This window comes from Rhizobium sp. EC-SD404, assembly GCF_902498825.1.
In the GTDB taxonomy this organism is placed as follows: domain Bacteria; phylum Pseudomonadota; class Alphaproteobacteria; order Rhizobiales; family Rhizobiaceae; genus Georhizobium.
The window spans coordinates 1,021,053-1,035,458 of the sequence record NZ_LR701459.1 but is presented as its reverse complement, the minus strand read 5'-3'; the positions used below and the strand labels follow the sequence as shown (position 1 = coordinate 1,035,458).

Genomic DNA, 14,406 nt, shown 5'->3' with positions numbered 1-14,406 from the left:
TCGGGTCGCCCTTTTTCGTTTGGGTCTGCGTCAGCCGAACCGGATTCTGGAGGCTTCGACATTCTCGGCGTCGAAGCGCGCCTGCGCCGCCTCCACGCGTTCACGGTTCGCGACCGCCCATTCGCCGAGCGCGCGCAGCGGCACGAGCAGTTCGCGGCCGAGATCGGTGAGTGCGTAATCCACGCGCGGCGGGATCGTCGGCGTAACCGCCCGGGTGACGTAGCCATCGCGTTCGAGGCCACGAAGCGTCGTCGTCAGCATCTTCTGCGAGATCCCGTCGATCGCCCGCCGCAGCTCGGAAAACCGCATCGTCCCATTGCCGAGATAACTGACCACGAGCACGGACCATTTATCGCCGATCCGGGAAAGGATCGCGTTCACCGGCCGGCAGGCATCCGATACTTCGAAAGGCGCCACGGCTTGCCCGCAGGTTACGTCCGGGTGAGCAGGTTTCATGAAAGTGCCTCCTTGAACAATCGGGTTCAGATGACAGATATAGCGACAGTCACTATTGGTTACCAGCGCACTTAAGGATACTGGAAATGAGCAAGCTCAAAATCGCCGTCGTCATCGGCAGCACACGCGAAGGCCGCTTCGCCGAAAAGCCTGCACACTGGATCGCAGACCTCGCGAAATCTGACGGCGCGTTCGACGTCGAAATGATCGACTTGAAGGACTACCCGATGGCCTTCTACGGCGATCCGGCGGCGACTGAAGCACAGAGCGAGACGGCCGCCAAGTTCAAGGCTAAGGTTCAGGAGTTCGACGCCTACATCTTCACCGCGGCCGAGTACAACCACGCTCCGACCGCTGTTCTTAAGAATGCGATCGACCACGGCGCATGGGTTCGAAAGCCCGTAGCATTCGTCGGCTATGGCGGTGTCGGTGGCGCCCGCGCGGTAGAGCAGCTTCGCCAGATCGCGGTCGAAATGGAAATGGCATCCGTGAAGACCGGCACGCATATCCTGTTCCCGGAATATCTCGCTATCGTCAAAGGCGAGAAGCAGATTTCGGATTTCGCGCACCTGGTCGATGCGGCCAAGACGATGCTCGGCCAGCTTGCCTGGTGGGGCAAGGCGCTCAAGTCTGCCCGCGACGAAGAGGCGAACGTCTCTCTCGCAAAGGCTTCCTGATCCATCCAAAATTTCGTCCATCGCGGCACCGGTCGCCGGCTGCCGCGATGGGTATTTCGTGGATAAGAAATCGCGCCCATTTTGCCGCAGGGGCCGGCCGGAACCAAAGGGGGCTCGGTCCATTGTGAGCGATACTTCCTCACTTTCCCGGGCAATCTTTCCATGGTCGACGACACCCTGACGCGCCAGCGCGACCTGCGCGAGGCCGAACCTTTGTGGGCGCAAACGCCCCGCATCAAACTGCTCTCCCGCAAGGCGGTTCCGGTGCGCCATTTCGATGTCGTCATCATCGGCGCAGGCATCAGCGGCGCGCTGATGGCAGACGCACTCGCAGACGGCAAGCGGTCGGTTCTGGTGGTCGATCGCAGGCGCGCCGTCCACGGCAGCACGATGGCGTCCACCGCAATGATCCAGCACGAGATCGACGTGCCGCTGCACAAGCTCTCCGGCATGATCGGCACGGCCAAGGCCAACCGCGTCTGGCGCCGCTCGGCGTCGTCGGTGGATGCGTTGGCCGAGCGCGTGGAAGAACGCGGCATATCGTGCGGCATGAAGCGCAAGAAGACGCTTTATCTGTCGGGCGACGAATTCGATGCCGATGCGCTCGCCAAGGAATACGATGCGCGCAAGAAGGCTGGCCTCGACGCGGAGTTGCTCGACGGCAGCCAAGTCCAAGCCCGGTTTGGACTGGACCGCGATGCGGGCATCGTCAGTGACGCGTCCGCGTCTGGCAATCCCGCCCAGATGGCGGCGGGCTTTCTGCGCGAATCCTTCAAACGGGGTACCGAGCTCGTCGAGGGCGTCGAGATCACCGATCTGCGCGAGACCGCCGAGGGCGTCGTGCTCGCCACCAGCGACGGCAGCCTGATCGAGGCCGGCCACGCCATTTTCTGCACCGGCTACGAGTTCCTCGAAACGCTCGCGAGCCAGAACCACGACGTCGTGTCGACCTGGGCGCTCGCTTCCGCGCCCGGGCTGACCCTTCCGGATTGGCTGCCGGACCATCTCGTCTGGGAAGGCTCGGACCCGTACCTGTATTTCCGCTCGACCCGCGATCGTCGACTGATCGTTGGCGGCGAGGACGAAGACGACGGCGAAGCCTTCGCCGATCCTAAGAAGCTCAAAGCCAAGGCGATTACCATCACCAAGAAGGTCGAAGCGCTGCTCGGCATGAAGATCGGTGCACATGATGCAGCCTGGGCGGCGGCGTTCGGCACGACGAACGACGGTCTGCCCCTCATCGGCCGCGTGCCTCAGATGGAGCGCACATTCGCGGTGATGGGCTTTGGCGGCAACGGCATCACCTTCTCGAAGATCGCAGCCGAAATCGTATCGGCCGAGATCGGCGGTCAACCGGATCCCGACGCCAAGCTGTTCGCCTTCAGCCGTTGATGGTCGGTTAGGCGGCAAGGACCTCGGCGCGATTGCGCCCGTTGCTCTTGGCTGTATAGAGCAATTGGTCCGCGCGGGCGACGAGCGTGTCAAAGTCGGCGGCACCATCGCAATGGAGCATGCCGGCCGAAACGGTTACTCGGATGGTGCGCCCGGCGTAGCCCATGGTGCATCGGCCGATTGCCTCGATGAGCTGCGAGACACGCCGCTCCGCCGCCTTTGCGCATGGACCATTGAGGACAAGCGCAAATTCCTCGCCACCGATGCGAGCAACGAGGTCACCTTCATGTGCATGATCTCTGAATATGCTGGCGCAGGTACGCAGCACCGCGTCGCCGGCCGCGTGGCCGTGCTGATCGTTGATCGCCTTGAAGTGATCGATATCCAAAAGCGCCAGCGCGAACGGCTCTCCGGCTGAAGCAACGCAGCGCGAGCGCAGTTTCTGCTCGAAAGCCCCGCGGTTGAGCAGCCCGGTCAGGAAATCGTGGGAGGCTGCTTTCCTGAGGTCGGCCGCATTGCGCTCATAAGCCAGCGACAGAGCGAAAGCGCCTGAAGCGGCGATGTAGATCGTGGATACGATCAGGTGCGCCAAAAGAGCCAAGTCCCGCGGCACCGCATTGACCATCGAGCCGCCTTCGACCAGCCCCTGCACCACCCGCAAGCCGAAGGACAGGCTGATCAGGCCGTAAGCGAATGCGAGGCCGTAGCGGGACCAGAGACGGTCCTCGTGATCGCGGAAGAATTCCCATGCGGTCAATACCGCGAGCGTCGTCAGCGCGATGTTCACCAGAGTGTAGACTAAGCCGTAGGTGGACAGGAACGGCGGTAGGAGACAGAGCAGCAGAAACAAGGATGCGGGTCCGAACACGACCGAGCGCATCACAGGGCGCCCGGAGAACTCGCGTGCGGCCCGCCAGCGCAGACCGAAACCGAGAATGAGCAGGCCGTTGGGCAGGAACACGCCTAGACCGAGCGGCAGCGAATCCCGGACGACGAAGCTCGCGAGACCCAGCCCCAGGATGAGGCTGGAGACCCACCAGGAGCGCCAATAGCGTTCTTTTCGCCCATGGCCGGCAACGAAGTAGACGGCGGCGAAAACCAGCAACATCGTCGCGTTGACGCCGAAGATGACCTGCCCGATCAACTGTATCATGCCACCCGGCCCCCAATGCACGAGGGAGCAGCCCCACCTGCCCCTCATGCATTTTTGACCCGGACTTGCCTACGATAGCGTTAGCCGGCTTGGTTAACCGCGTGCGATGATGTGCGGGAATGTCAGTCGGCAGCCGGTATCTTGAAGCCCTTCTCGCTCGCAGGGCGGCTCATGCAGCGGTCGAGCCACGCCAGAACTGCCGGAAATTCTTCAAGCTTCAGATGGTCCTTCGCCCCGTAGAAGAGCTCGAGGGTGCGCACCCACGGAAAGAGGGCGATGTCGGCGATCGTGTAGTCATCATCCATGACATAGGTGCGGGAGGCCAACCGTGTTTCCAGCACACCCAGCAACCGGCGCGTTTCGTTACGGTAACGCTCTTCCGGATAGGAATTGTTTGTCACCTTGTCGGCGGCGAATTTGTAGAAATGACCGAACTGGCCGAACATCGGCCCGACGCCGCCCATCTGGAAATAAACCCATTGCAGCGTTTCGATGCGCCGCGCGGGGTCCTGCGGAAGGAGTTTGCCGGTCTTTTCAGCGAGATACTGAAGGATGGCGCCGGATTCGAAGAGCCCGATCGGGGCATCGCCGGGGCCATGCGGATCGATGATTGCGGGGATGCGTCCGTTCGGATTGAGCGACAGGAACGCGTCGGTCTTTTGATCATCCTTGCCGATGTGGACGAGATGGGCCTCGTAAGGGAGCCCCAGTTCCTCCAGCGCAATCGAGACCTTGACGCCGTTCGGCGTGGCAAAAGAATAAAGCTGGATCGCATCAGGATTCTGCGCCGGCCACCGCGCGGTGATCGGAAAATCGGAAAGTTGCGGCATTCGGGAAAAGCTCCTTGCTCTGTGTATCGACGTATCTGCCAAACGATAGGTGGTTTTGACGACGCGCCTTTGCCAGCCCGGAAGACGAGAACGCACTGTGCACGGCATTCTGTTCGCCCTGATTGCGCCGGAAGCGTCCTCGGCGCAAAGCTGTTCGCCGCAAGGCGGTGACGACGAAACGGTTGATGCTTCCGGGAAGCCGTCGTCAGCCGTAATGTCCGGCAACCCAAGGCTGGAGATACCAGGTGCTCGACTTTTTCACTTTCGCGCTCGTCGGTTTCTTCGCCCAGGCCGTCGATGGCGCACTTGGCATGGCCTATGGCGTCATCTCATCCACGGTGCTGCTCGGCGTCGGCCTGCCGCCGGCACAGGTGTCCGCATCGGTGCACGCTGCAGAACTCTTCACCACGGCCGCTTCGGGCAGCGGGCACCTCTATCACCGCAATATCGACTGGAAACTTTTCGCCCGGCTCGCCCCGTTCGGCATCATCGGCGGCGTGACGGGTGCCTATGTGCTGACGTCCATCGACGGCTCGGCGATCAAGCCATTCATCACCACCTATCTTGCCGCACTCGGGATCTGGATCTTCGCCCGGTCTTTCCGCAAGCTTCCGAACAAGCCGGTCAGCGGCAAGCTGGTGGCGCCGCTTGGCCTTGCGGGTGGCTTTCTCGATGCCTCCGGCGGCGGTGGCTGGGGTCCGATCGTAACGACCGGACTTCTGGGAGCCGGCGGTGCGCCGCGCTATGTGATTGGAACGGTGAATGCGAGCGAATTCCTGATCACGCTCTCGGTTTCGTTGGCCTTCCTCATCGCACTTCTCACCGGCCACTGGGAGGATGCCGGCGATCTTTCCAGCCACGCGACCTCCATCGCCGGCCTCATCGTCGGCGGCCTGGTGGCTGCGCCTCTCGCCGGCTGGATGGTCCGCCATGTTCCGGAGAAGATCCTGCTGCGGGCAGTCGGGACCGTGATCTGCACCCTAGCGATCACGCAGACGATCCAGCAGGTCTTTGCCGGCTGAAACCCGATCGAGGCGCGCACCTCAGGTTGCCAAGCGCCTCGCGCACACCCATCTGCGAACAGGAGCACGCCCGCGCAGAGCGAGAAGGAGACGGCATGACCGCCACCCGCAAGGAAACCGATACATTCGGACCGATCGACGTTGCCGCTGACCGCTATTGGGGCGCCCAGACCGAACGCTCGCTGGCAAATTTCAAGATCGGGGGGGAGCGGATGCCCGCTCCTCTCGTCCACGCGCTGGGCACCGTCAAGCAGGCAGCGGCCGAAACGAACATGGCACTCGGCCGGCTCGATCCGGCGATCGGCAAGACCATCGTGCGCGCCGCCGCCGAAGTGGCGCAGGGCAAGCTGGACGACGAGTTTCCCCTCGTGGTGTGGCAGACAGGCTCCGGCACGCAATCCAACATGAACGCCAATGAGGTGATCTCGAACCGGGCGATCGAACTGCTCGGCGGCACGCTCGGCTCGAAAACGCCGGTTCATCCCAACGACCACGTCAATATGAGCCAGTCGTCGAACGACACGTTCCCGACCGCCATGCACATCGCGGTCGCCGTGGAGACACGCAAGGCACTTATTCCGGCACTCGACCACCTGGCAGGGGCCATAGGCGCCAAGGCCGCCGAATTCGACGATATCGTGAAAATCGGCCGCACCCATACGCAGGATGCAACGCCCCTGACGCTCGGGCAGGAATTTTCAGGCTACCACGCGGCACTTGTGCGTGCCCGCCACCAGATCGAAACCTCGCTGGGTGACGTGATGCTTCTGGCGCAAGGCGGCACCGCCGTCGGCACCGGCCTCAATGCGCCGGAGGGGTTCGACACGCGCTTTGCCGCCGAGGTCGAGAAATTGACCGGCCTTCCTTTCCGCACCGCGCCGAATAAATTCGAGGCACTCGCTTCCCATGGGGCGCTTTCCCATTTCCACGGCGCGCTGGCGGCGCTTGCAGGCGACCTTTTCAAGATCGCCAACGATATCCGTTTCCTCGGATCCGGCCCGCGGTCCGGGCTTGGGGAGCTCTCGTTGCCGGAAAACGAGCCGGGATCGTCGATCATGCCTGGCAAGGTCAACCCCACGCAGGCCGAAGCGCTGACCATGGTGGCGGTGGAGATTCACGGCAACAACGCGGCCGTCGGGTTTGCCGCAAGCCAGGGCCATTTCGAACTCAACGTGTTCAAACCTGTAATTGCCTTCAACGTGCTGCGCTCGATCCGACTTCTGACCGATGCCATGCGCTCCTTCGCCGACAATTGCGTTACCGGCATCACCGCCAACCGGGATCACATCGCCGATCTCGTCGGGCGTTCGCTCATGCTTGTCACGGCGCTGGCCCCGACCGTGGGCTATGACGCCGCAGCCGCAATCGCGAAAGCCGCGCACAAGAACGGAACGACGCTCAAGGACGAAGCGATCAAAAGCGGCAAGGTCACTGCCGAAGACTATGACCGGCTGGTCAAGCCGGCCGACATGGTGCATCCCGGCTAGAATAATCCCGCTTTGATCCGCTTCGCTCAATCGCTCTGAGTTTGGCTGGACTCGTTGCCGATCGGCGAGCCGGTCTGCGCTTCGTTTGGAAACGGCTCGGCACGACAGTCATTGTTCACTCGAGAGATACGATCTGTCGTTGTTCGTTCAGCTATGTTATAGTCTGAACTTCTGTCATTGGGAGCAGAACCGCACCTCAAGGACCTCCCATGCCCAACAGCACACTCATTCTCGTCGCGCGCATTTTCCTCGCGCTCCTCTTCATCGTCGGCGGCTTCGGCAAGCTTGCTGGCGGCCCGGCCAATTTCGCCGGCTATCTCGGTTCGCTCGGTTTTCCGGCCCCGCTCTTCTTCGCCTGGGCTACGATCGCCGTTGAACTTCTCGGCGGCCTCGCCGTCCTGGTCGGCTTCCAGACCCGGAACGCCGCCTATGCTCTCGCAGCGTTCTGCATCGCCTCAGCCATCGTCGCTCACTTCGATTTCGCCGACCAGAACCAGATGACGCAGTTCCTCAAGAACCTCGGCCTTGCCGGCGGCTTCCTGCTGCTTGCTGCGACCGGCCCCGGCACCTTGTCGATCGACGGCCGTCGCCGCTGATTTTTTTTCGGGGCGGTTCAGTGATCCGCCCCGACACTGCCGCGTATTGATTTCCAGGACGGCAGCCATCCTCCCCCGATCTCCGGCCGTCCTCCTCCTGCCGGTCGTTTCCCCGACAGACCGGCACACCAAAAGGCCGCCTCCCCCTCCCGGGAGAGCGGCCTTTTCTATGGGATCAAGGCTGGAACGGTGTCAGTGTTCGAAGCGCCGGGCGAGAGCCTCGGCGGCTTCGCGACGGGTGACGTCGGTGGTCAGAGCGCGCACGAGGCAGGCTTCGGAGCGCAGGATGACGCCGTCTTCCAGCACCTTCAGATGGTTGGCCTTCAGCGTCGAACCCGTCGACGTGATGTCCACGATGATGTCGGCCGATCCGGCTGCCGGCGCCCCTTCGGTAGCGCCCAGGCTTTCGACGATCCGATACAATTGGATGCCGTGCTTGGCGGAAAAGAAATCGCGCGTCAGGCGCCAGTATTTCGTGGCGATCGCCAGCCTTCGGTTGTGGCGCTGGCGGAAATCGGCGGCGACGTCGCCGAGATCGGCCATCGTCTGCACGTCGAGCCAGATGTCCGGCACCGCAACGATGACATCCGCATGGCCGAAGCCGAGACGTGGCCCGATCGCGACGCGTCGCGCGACATCGGGGATCGTTTCGCGCACGAGATCTTCACCGGTGATGCCGAGATCGACACCGCCATTGCCCAGCTCGCGCGCGATCTCGGATGCGGAAAGAAAGGCGACATCGATGCTGTCATCGCCGACGACCCGGCCGCGATAAGAGCGCTCGTTGCCCACCATCTCGATGGCAAGGCCAGCCTTGGCGCAGGCCGCAAGGGCATCGTCTTTCATCCGGCCCTTGGAGGGCAACGCAAGCGTGATCGTCATGCCGTACCCCCGGCTTTGCCGTCGGCCTGGCGCACCGCAGTGATCCGATCGAGCCAAAGCGAGAAGCCCACGGCCGGAATGGGCTTCGCCGCGCCAAGAAGCGTCAGCATGCGGTCATAGCGCCCGCCGCCAGCGAGCACCTGGCCCGCTGTGCCGATTTCGAAGACGAGGCCCGTATAATAATCCAGCGGCCGGCCAAAGGCGGCGCGATAGCGCATTGCCGAGACATCGCCGCTGCGGTTGCGGATCGCCGCCACGCGGTGGTCGAAGCGCGAGAGCGCCGCGCTGAGATCGAGGCCCGCGGCATCGGCAAAGCCAGCGAGGGCAGCCGGCGCTTCGGCAAGCTCCACATCGAGCGCGAGAAATTCCATGAGTACGGAAAAGGCATGGGTCTCCAGGCGCGCTTCCGACAGCTCGTGCTTCTCCAGAAGCCTGTCGGCGATTTCTTCCGGCGTGCGGCTCGCATTGGAGGAGTATCCCGTCGCGTCCATGAGGTCGGCGATATGGGCAACGAGCCCTGCCCGATCATTGGCTTCGACGAGGCGGCTTGCCTCGCTCGATCCATTGCCGACCTCTCCGCGGGATAGAGAGGAAAGCATCGCGTCGAGGGCCGCTCGATCGCCGAATGCGCGCACCAGGCGCCGCTTCCAGCCCTCGGGCAGACCAAGTGCGGCAAGAACGGCCTCAAACACAGTCTGGTCGCCGATCGTCACCGCGAGACCCGGATCTCTCGCAAGAAGCGCGCGCAGGACCTCCAGCGCGTCAGACACGGCGCGCGCGTCGGCGGCGGCCACGTCGTGATCGCCAAGATCCTCGATGCCCGCCTGGTAGAATTCGTTCGGGCCTTCGCGGCGCTGCCGGAAGACCTCGCCGAGATAGGCATAGCGCTTTGGCGTCCCGGCATTGCCCTCGATATGGCCCATGCAGACGGGGATCGTGAATTCAGGCCGCAGGCACAGCGCTTCGCCCGTCTCGCTTTCGGTCGTGAAGATGCGCCGCCGCAGATCCTCGCCCGCCATGTCGAGAAAGGGCGCAGCCGGCTGGATCACCGGGATCGTCACCAGTTCGGTGCGACGCCCGGCCAGATCCTTGAGCAGCGCATCGGTAAAATCCGGCAGGTTCAGAAGCGGCATGAAACCCTCATGCGACGCCCATCCGGTCTTTGGCCCGGTCTTCATCCTGCGCGGCGAGCATTTCGCGCACTTTGGCGACGAGTTCGCTTTCGGGCACGGTCACCTGCGCGACGCGGGCTTCGCGCCACGCGGCATTGTCCTCGATGCCTTGCGAGGCACGCTTGCCTTCGATCAGGTCCTTGATCTGGACGACGCCCTGCTCCCGCTCGTCGCCGCCTTGAATGATCGCGATCGGACAATCGCGGCGGTCGGCGTATTTCAGCTGGTTGCCGAAATTCTTCGGGTTGCCCTGAAACATCTCGGCCCGGATGCCGGCATTGCGCAATTCCTGGGTGAAACGCTGATAACGGCCGAGCGCCTCGATGTCGCGGTCCATGACGGTGACCAGCACGGGCGCGGCGACCTGGTCCTGGCCGAGCTTGCCGAGGTTTTTCAGCGCCGTCATCAGGCGCGACACGCCGATGGAGAAGCCCGTGGCCGGAACCGGCTGGCCCATGAAGCGCGACACGAGCCCATCATAGCGACCACCGCCGCCAACCGAGCCGAAACGCACGATCTCACCCTTTTCGTTGGGAATTTCGGCGAGGAGTTCAGCTTCGAAGACGGGGCCGGTGTAGTATTCGAGGCCGCGTACGCAGGAGGGATCGATGCGGATGCGGTCCCCGCCGTACTGAGCACTGTAAAACAGAGTGCTCATATCCTTAAGTTCCTCCAGGCCTTCGAGGCCCCGAGAACTTGAAGCAATCTTGGTCGCCTCGAGGTCTGCGAAAAATGTTTCGGTTCCGCCGTGCTGAGCCGCAACTATGAAGTCGACCAAACGCTGCTGCTGCTCCTCATCGAGCCCCGCACCTTTGGTGAAATCGCCGCTCTCGTCCTTGCGGCCTGCGCCCAGCAATTGCTGCACGCCACCGACACCGAACTTGTCCAGCTTGTCTATCGCGCGCAGCACCGTCAGCCTTTTCTCGGCGTTGTCGTCGCCGCCGAGACCGATGGCTTCCAACACGCCGTCCAGCACCTTTCGGTTGTTGACGCGGATCACGTAATCGCCGCGCGCAATGCCGAGCGCTTCCATCACGTCGGCCATCATCATGCACATTTCGGCGTCGGCCTGGACGCCCGGAGCGCCCACCGTGTCGGCGTCGAACTGCATGAACTGGCGGAAACGGCCGGGGCCGGGCTTTTCGTTGCGGAACACCCAGCCGGCGCGGTAGGTGCGGTATGGCAACTGGATGTCGTTGAAGTTCTCGGCCACGTGGCGGGCGAGCGGCGCGGTCAGGTCGTAGCGCAGGCTCATCCACTGCTCGTCGTCGTCGGTCAGCGAGAACACGCCCTCGTTCGGCCGGTCGCTGTCGGGCAGGAACTTGCCGAGTGCGTCGGTGTATTCGAACATCGGCGTTTCGACCGGATCGAAGCCGTAGCGCTCGTAGACGGCCTTGATCTTCGCCACCATCTCGTCGGTCGCGCGGATGTCGGCGGGAGAACGGTCGCCGAACCCGCGCGGCAGGCGGGCCTTCAGCTTCTGCGGCTTTTTCTTCTTATCGGACATGGGGAACCTGGCGACGAATGCGTCACTAATGACTGAACTTTTCAGTCGCGGTTCCTAAAGGATCGGAATGGTTGTCGCAAGTTCGGGCCGCCCGCATGGCGGCGCTACTTGAACATCCCTTCGCGCAGATTGATGCCGTGTTCGACATAGGCCTTCAGCGCGCACAGCATCTGCATCCAGCCGCCGCAATTGCCGTAGGAGTTCTTCAACCCCTCCGCTGTCTCGAGCCAGCCTTCCTCGGAAATGGTCACGAGCGTGCGGTCGCCATTGAGCGGTGCAAATGTCATCGTCACCGTCGTGTCATAGGATCGGCCAGCCTCGTCCTTATCGGCTGCCTCCCACCGCAGCACGATGCGTCGAGGCGCGTCCACTTCCTCCACCTTCACCGGGAACGCGCCGGGAAAATCCGCGAAATCCCACGTTACCGTCGCGCCGGCCTCTAGCCGCCCCTTGGCGCCACCCGTCGTGAAGTAGCCCGACAGCTTGTCGGGGTTGGCGACGGCTTCGAACACGTCGTGAATCGGGCGCGCTATGCGGCCGGACACCTTGAATTTGAGATCCATCCTATTCTCCATCGGTCTTGGGATCCGCTTTGCGATCCGCTTGTCGATTGATCCATTGTGTTATAAAAACATAACATGTCAAGCGAATCGAAATCCGACCTCGTTTTCAAGGCTCTGGCCGCCCCGGTTCGCCGCCAGATCTGCGACATGTTGAAGGACGACCCGAAGACGACAGGTACGCTTTCGGAGCTTCTGCCGAAGCTCGACCGCTGCACGGTGATGCAGCACCTGAAGGTGCTGGAGGCGGCCGAGCTCATCATCGTTGAACGCCGAGGCCGGGAGCGGTGGAACCACCTCAATCCGCTGCCGATCAAGCACATCCACGACCGCTGGATCGGTCCGCATGCAGCAAGCGCGGTCGAGCGGCTGGCACGGCTGAAATCGACGCTGGAAGCATGAGCGCGGGCGGCCGCGTTTAAGCAGCTTCTCAACTATCACCGGAAGGCGTATGATCGGGTCAGTCATCGAACAGGAGTAAACTCCATGCTTTTCGGAATGACTCCCTTCACACTCTTTCATGTGGTTCTGAGCCTGGTCGGCATCGTCGCCGGCTTCGTCGTGTTGCATGGCTGGCTGACCGCACGGCGCCGCGAGCACTGGACCGAGGTGTTCCTGATCACGACCGCCGCAACCGTGATCACCGGCTTCCTGTTTCCGATCGCCACGATCACCCCGGCCGTCGGGGTCGGCATCGCATCCACCGTGGTTCTCGTGGTGGCGATCGTCGCCCGTTACTGGAAGCATGCGGCGGGGCACTGGCGCGAGGCCTACATCGTCTCGGCGCTGTTCGCGCTCTACCTCAACACATTCGTGCTGGTGGTCCAGGCCTTCCAGAAGGTGCCGGCCTTGAACGCGCTGGCGCCGACAGGCACCGAACAACCTTTCGCGTTGGCGCAAGGTCTGTTGCTGGTGTTCTTCCTCTTCGCCGGCTACCGGTCGTTGCAGCGCTATCCTATGCTGCCGGCTTAGAGCCGACCTGTCGCGTTTCCAGACGGTGAACCGGTATCACCTCACCCGGAACGCTCTAGACGGTCATGTCGTCGGACGGGTGAACGCCGCCCGTTCGCGCTCCACGTCGTCGCGCATGCAGCAGCCTTCGATGTGGTCGTTGACGAGGCCCATGGCCTGCATGAAGGCATAGACGGTGGTCGGGCCGACAAAGGTCCAGCCACGCTTTTTCAGATCCTTGGACAGGCGTTTGGAGGTTTCCGTCGTCGGATTGGCGATCAGCGTCGCATGGTCGAGCCGTACCGGGCGGCTCGCCGCATCGGGTTCGTGCGCCCAGAAATAGGCCGCGAGCGATCCGAACTCGTCGCGCATTTCGATCGCGCGGGCGGCGTTGTTGATGGTCGAGACGATCTTGCCGCGGTGGCGCACGATGCCGGCATCGCTTAAGAGACGCGCAATGTCCTCGTCATCGAACCGGGCGACCTTTTCGAAATCGAAAACGGCAAAGGCATTCCGGAAATTGTCGCGCTTGCGCAGGATCGTCAGCCAGGACAGGCCCGACTGGAAACCTTCCAGGCAGATCTTCTCGAAGAGACGCTGATCGTTGGCGACCGGCCTGCCCCATTCGGTGTCATGGTAATGGGTGTAGTCGGGAAGATTGCCATGCCAGAAGCAGCGTGGCCGGCCATCCTCGCCCTCGAGCAATCCGTCTCGCACCGTCTCCATCCGCTATCCTCTCAGCTTTAACACGCCGCTAACCGCAATGCTCAACCCGGCGCTAACCGTCTTGCGCGATGGATCGAGCAAAGCTCGCCCGAACGCCACCCGATTTACCATTGATCATCACGGGGGTGCCAGGATCGTCCCAGCTTTAGGCATTTTCCTCCGGCTGGAGATATCACCGATGAAGACGACCGTCTGCCTGTTCGCGCTGCTTGCAAGCGCTGCCGCCTGCCTCCCCGCTCACGCGCAGGACCGCTATGCGACGCGTCCGCCCGTCGTGATCTCCCCTGACCTTTCCGCCCCATGGGTCATGCAACTGCATCGCTCGGGCCCCGTCCATACGGAGCGTGGCCTGTTCCAGCGCCGCCGCCTACCCGATGCGGCAGCCGTCCAGGTCCCGCGCGAACGCTCCGAGCCGCGCCGTTTCCGCGCGCAGCCGCAGGTCCAGCAGGCGTCGGCAGCAGGACAGGCCGTGCAGGCCCCGGTCGGCACGCTCGATCCACAATTCCTTCCGCAGACGGTTGCCTACACGGGAGGCCACGCGCCCGGCACCATCGTCATCGATACGAGCAAGCGCTTCCTCTACCATGTGGAAGCTGGCGGCCAGGCACGTCGCTACGGTGTGGGTGTCGGCAAGGAAGGCTTTTCCTGGCGCGGCAGCGAGAACGTGACGCGCAAGGCGGAATGGCCGGGCTGGACGCCGCCGGCGCAGATGATCGCCCGCGAACGCGCCAAGGGCCGCATCCTGCCCGCGCACATGCCGGGCGGCCCGGAAAACCCGCTCGGCGCGCGCGCGCTCTATCTCGGCTCGACGCTCTACCGCATCCATGGGACGAACCAGCCTTACACAATCGGCCAGGCGGTTTCGTCCGGCTGCATCCGCATGCGAAACGAAGACGTCATGGAACTCTACGAGCGCGTTTCGGTGGGCACGCGCGTGGTCGTTCTGTAGGCCTCTGTAAACCATCACGCGGTATATTCGATCGATATGCAACTTG

At 63.0% G+C, this 14,406-nt stretch carries 16 protein-coding genes; 8 read left to right on the top strand and 8 right to left on the bottom strand.

Annotated features, from left to right (window positions below; all coding sequences use genetic code 11):
* Positions 1-30: 30 nt before the first annotated feature.
* On the bottom strand, positions 31-456 hold the full coding sequence (locus GC125_RS05930; RefSeq protein WP_126011655.1) for a winged helix-turn-helix transcriptional regulator: 426 nt from the start codon (positions 454-456) through the stop codon (positions 31-33).
* A gap of 86 nt (positions 457-542) precedes the next feature.
* Here GC125_RS05930 and GC125_RS05925 point away from each other — a divergent pair, with 86 nt between their 5' ends.
* Together GC125_RS05925 and GC125_RS05920 are read left to right on the top strand one after the other, a co-directional pair.
* A complete protein-coding gene (locus GC125_RS05925) occupies positions 543-1,133 on the top strand; it encodes an NADPH-dependent FMN reductase (RefSeq protein ID WP_151984558.1) in 591 nt (196 codons plus the stop codon).
* Positions 1,134-1,295: 162 nt separating this feature from the next.
* Complete coding sequence (locus GC125_RS05920) at positions 1,296-2,525, top strand: NAD(P)/FAD-dependent oxidoreductase (RefSeq protein ID WP_151984556.1); 1,230 nt, start codon at positions 1,296-1,298, stop codon at positions 2,523-2,525.
* A gap of 7 nt (positions 2,526-2,532) precedes the next feature.
* On the opposite strand, the gene GC125_RS05915 is transcribed toward GC125_RS05920, so the two are convergent.
* Entirely contained in the window at positions 2,533-3,678 is a 1,146-nt protein-coding gene (locus GC125_RS05915) for a GGDEF domain-containing protein (protein WP_199864468.1), read from the bottom strand.
* A 122-nt stretch (positions 3,679-3,800) separates the two neighbouring features.
* Positions 3,801-4,508 carry a glutathione binding-like protein gene (locus GC125_RS05910; protein WP_151984552.1) on the bottom strand — a complete coding sequence of 236 codons (708 nt, stop codon included), beginning with the start codon at positions 4,506-4,508 and terminating at the stop codon, positions 3,801-3,803.
* Positions 4,509-4,753: 245 nt separating this feature from the next.
* Between GC125_RS05910 and GC125_RS05905 the strand changes: the two genes are divergently transcribed.
* From GC125_RS05905 to GC125_RS05895, 3 genes are all read left to right on the top strand, one after another.
* On the top strand, positions 4,754-5,530 hold the full coding sequence (locus tag GC125_RS05905; RefSeq protein WP_151984550.1) for a sulfite exporter TauE/SafE family protein: 777 nt from the start codon (positions 4,754-4,756) through the stop codon (positions 5,528-5,530).
* A gap of 95 nt (positions 5,531-5,625) precedes the next feature.
* Positions 5,626-7,017 carry a class II fumarate hydratase gene (gene fumC, locus GC125_RS05900; protein WP_151984548.1) on the top strand — a complete coding sequence of 464 codons (1,392 nt, stop codon included), beginning with the start codon at positions 5,626-5,628 and terminating at the stop codon, positions 7,015-7,017.
* Positions 7,018-7,226: 209 nt separating this feature from the next.
* The gene (locus GC125_RS05895; RefSeq protein ID WP_151984546.1) at positions 7,227-7,613 is read left to right on the top strand and encodes a DoxX family protein; all 387 of its coding nucleotides are present in this window, start codon (positions 7,227-7,229) and stop codon (positions 7,611-7,613) included.
* 192 nt (positions 7,614-7,805) lie between these two features.
* Here the strand turns inward: GC125_RS05895 and hisG are convergent, their stop codons facing one another.
* The 4 genes from hisG to GC125_RS05875 all read right to left on the bottom strand — a co-directional run bounded on the left by hisG (position 7,806) and on the right by GC125_RS05875 (position 11,737).
* Positions 7,806-8,495: an ATP phosphoribosyltransferase gene (gene hisG, locus GC125_RS05890; protein ID WP_151984544.1), complete on the bottom strand. Its 690-nt coding sequence runs from the start codon at positions 8,493-8,495 to the stop codon at positions 7,806-7,808.
* The gene (locus GC125_RS05885) at positions 8,492-9,628 is read right to left on the bottom strand and encodes an ATP phosphoribosyltransferase regulatory subunit (RefSeq protein WP_151984542.1); all 1,137 of its coding nucleotides are present in this window, start codon (positions 9,626-9,628) and stop codon (positions 8,492-8,494) included. Before GC125_RS05885 ends, hisG begins: the two co-directional genes overlap by 4 nt.
* Positions 9,629-9,635: 7 nt before the next feature.
* A complete protein-coding gene (gene hisS / locus GC125_RS05880) occupies positions 9,636-11,174 on the bottom strand; it encodes a histidine--tRNA ligase (RefSeq protein WP_151984540.1) in 1,539 nt (512 codons plus the stop codon).
* Positions 11,175-11,278: 104 nt separating this feature from the next.
* The gene (locus tag GC125_RS05875; protein WP_151984538.1) at positions 11,279-11,737 is read right to left on the bottom strand and encodes an SRPBCC family protein; all 459 of its coding nucleotides are present in this window, start codon (positions 11,735-11,737) and stop codon (positions 11,279-11,281) included.
* Positions 11,738-11,812: 75 nt separating this feature from the next.
* On the opposite strand from GC125_RS05875, the gene GC125_RS05870 reads away from it, so the two are divergent.
* The gene (locus GC125_RS05870) at positions 11,813-12,136 is read left to right on the top strand and encodes an ArsR/SmtB family transcription factor (RefSeq protein WP_151984536.1); all 324 of its coding nucleotides are present in this window, start codon (positions 11,813-11,815) and stop codon (positions 12,134-12,136) included.
* An 84-nt stretch (positions 12,137-12,220) separates the two neighbouring features.
* Positions 12,221-12,706, top strand: a complete 486-nt coding sequence (locus GC125_RS05865) for a hypothetical protein (protein ID WP_151984534.1) — start codon at positions 12,221-12,223, stop codon at positions 12,704-12,706.
* Positions 12,707-12,769: 63 nt separating this feature from the next.
* Here GC125_RS05865 and GC125_RS05860 read toward each other — a convergent pair whose 3' ends face one another.
* Complete coding sequence (locus GC125_RS05860) at positions 12,770-13,411, bottom strand: DNA-3-methyladenine glycosylase I (RefSeq protein ID WP_151984532.1); 642 nt, start codon at positions 13,409-13,411, stop codon at positions 12,770-12,772.
* 178 nt (positions 13,412-13,589) lie between these two features.
* Between GC125_RS05860 and GC125_RS05855 the strand changes: the two genes are divergently transcribed.
* Positions 13,590-14,360 carry a L,D-transpeptidase gene (locus GC125_RS05855; protein ID WP_151984530.1) on the top strand — a complete coding sequence of 257 codons (771 nt, stop codon included), beginning with the start codon at positions 13,590-13,592 and terminating at the stop codon, positions 14,358-14,360.
* Positions 14,361-14,406: the final 46 nt, after the last annotated feature.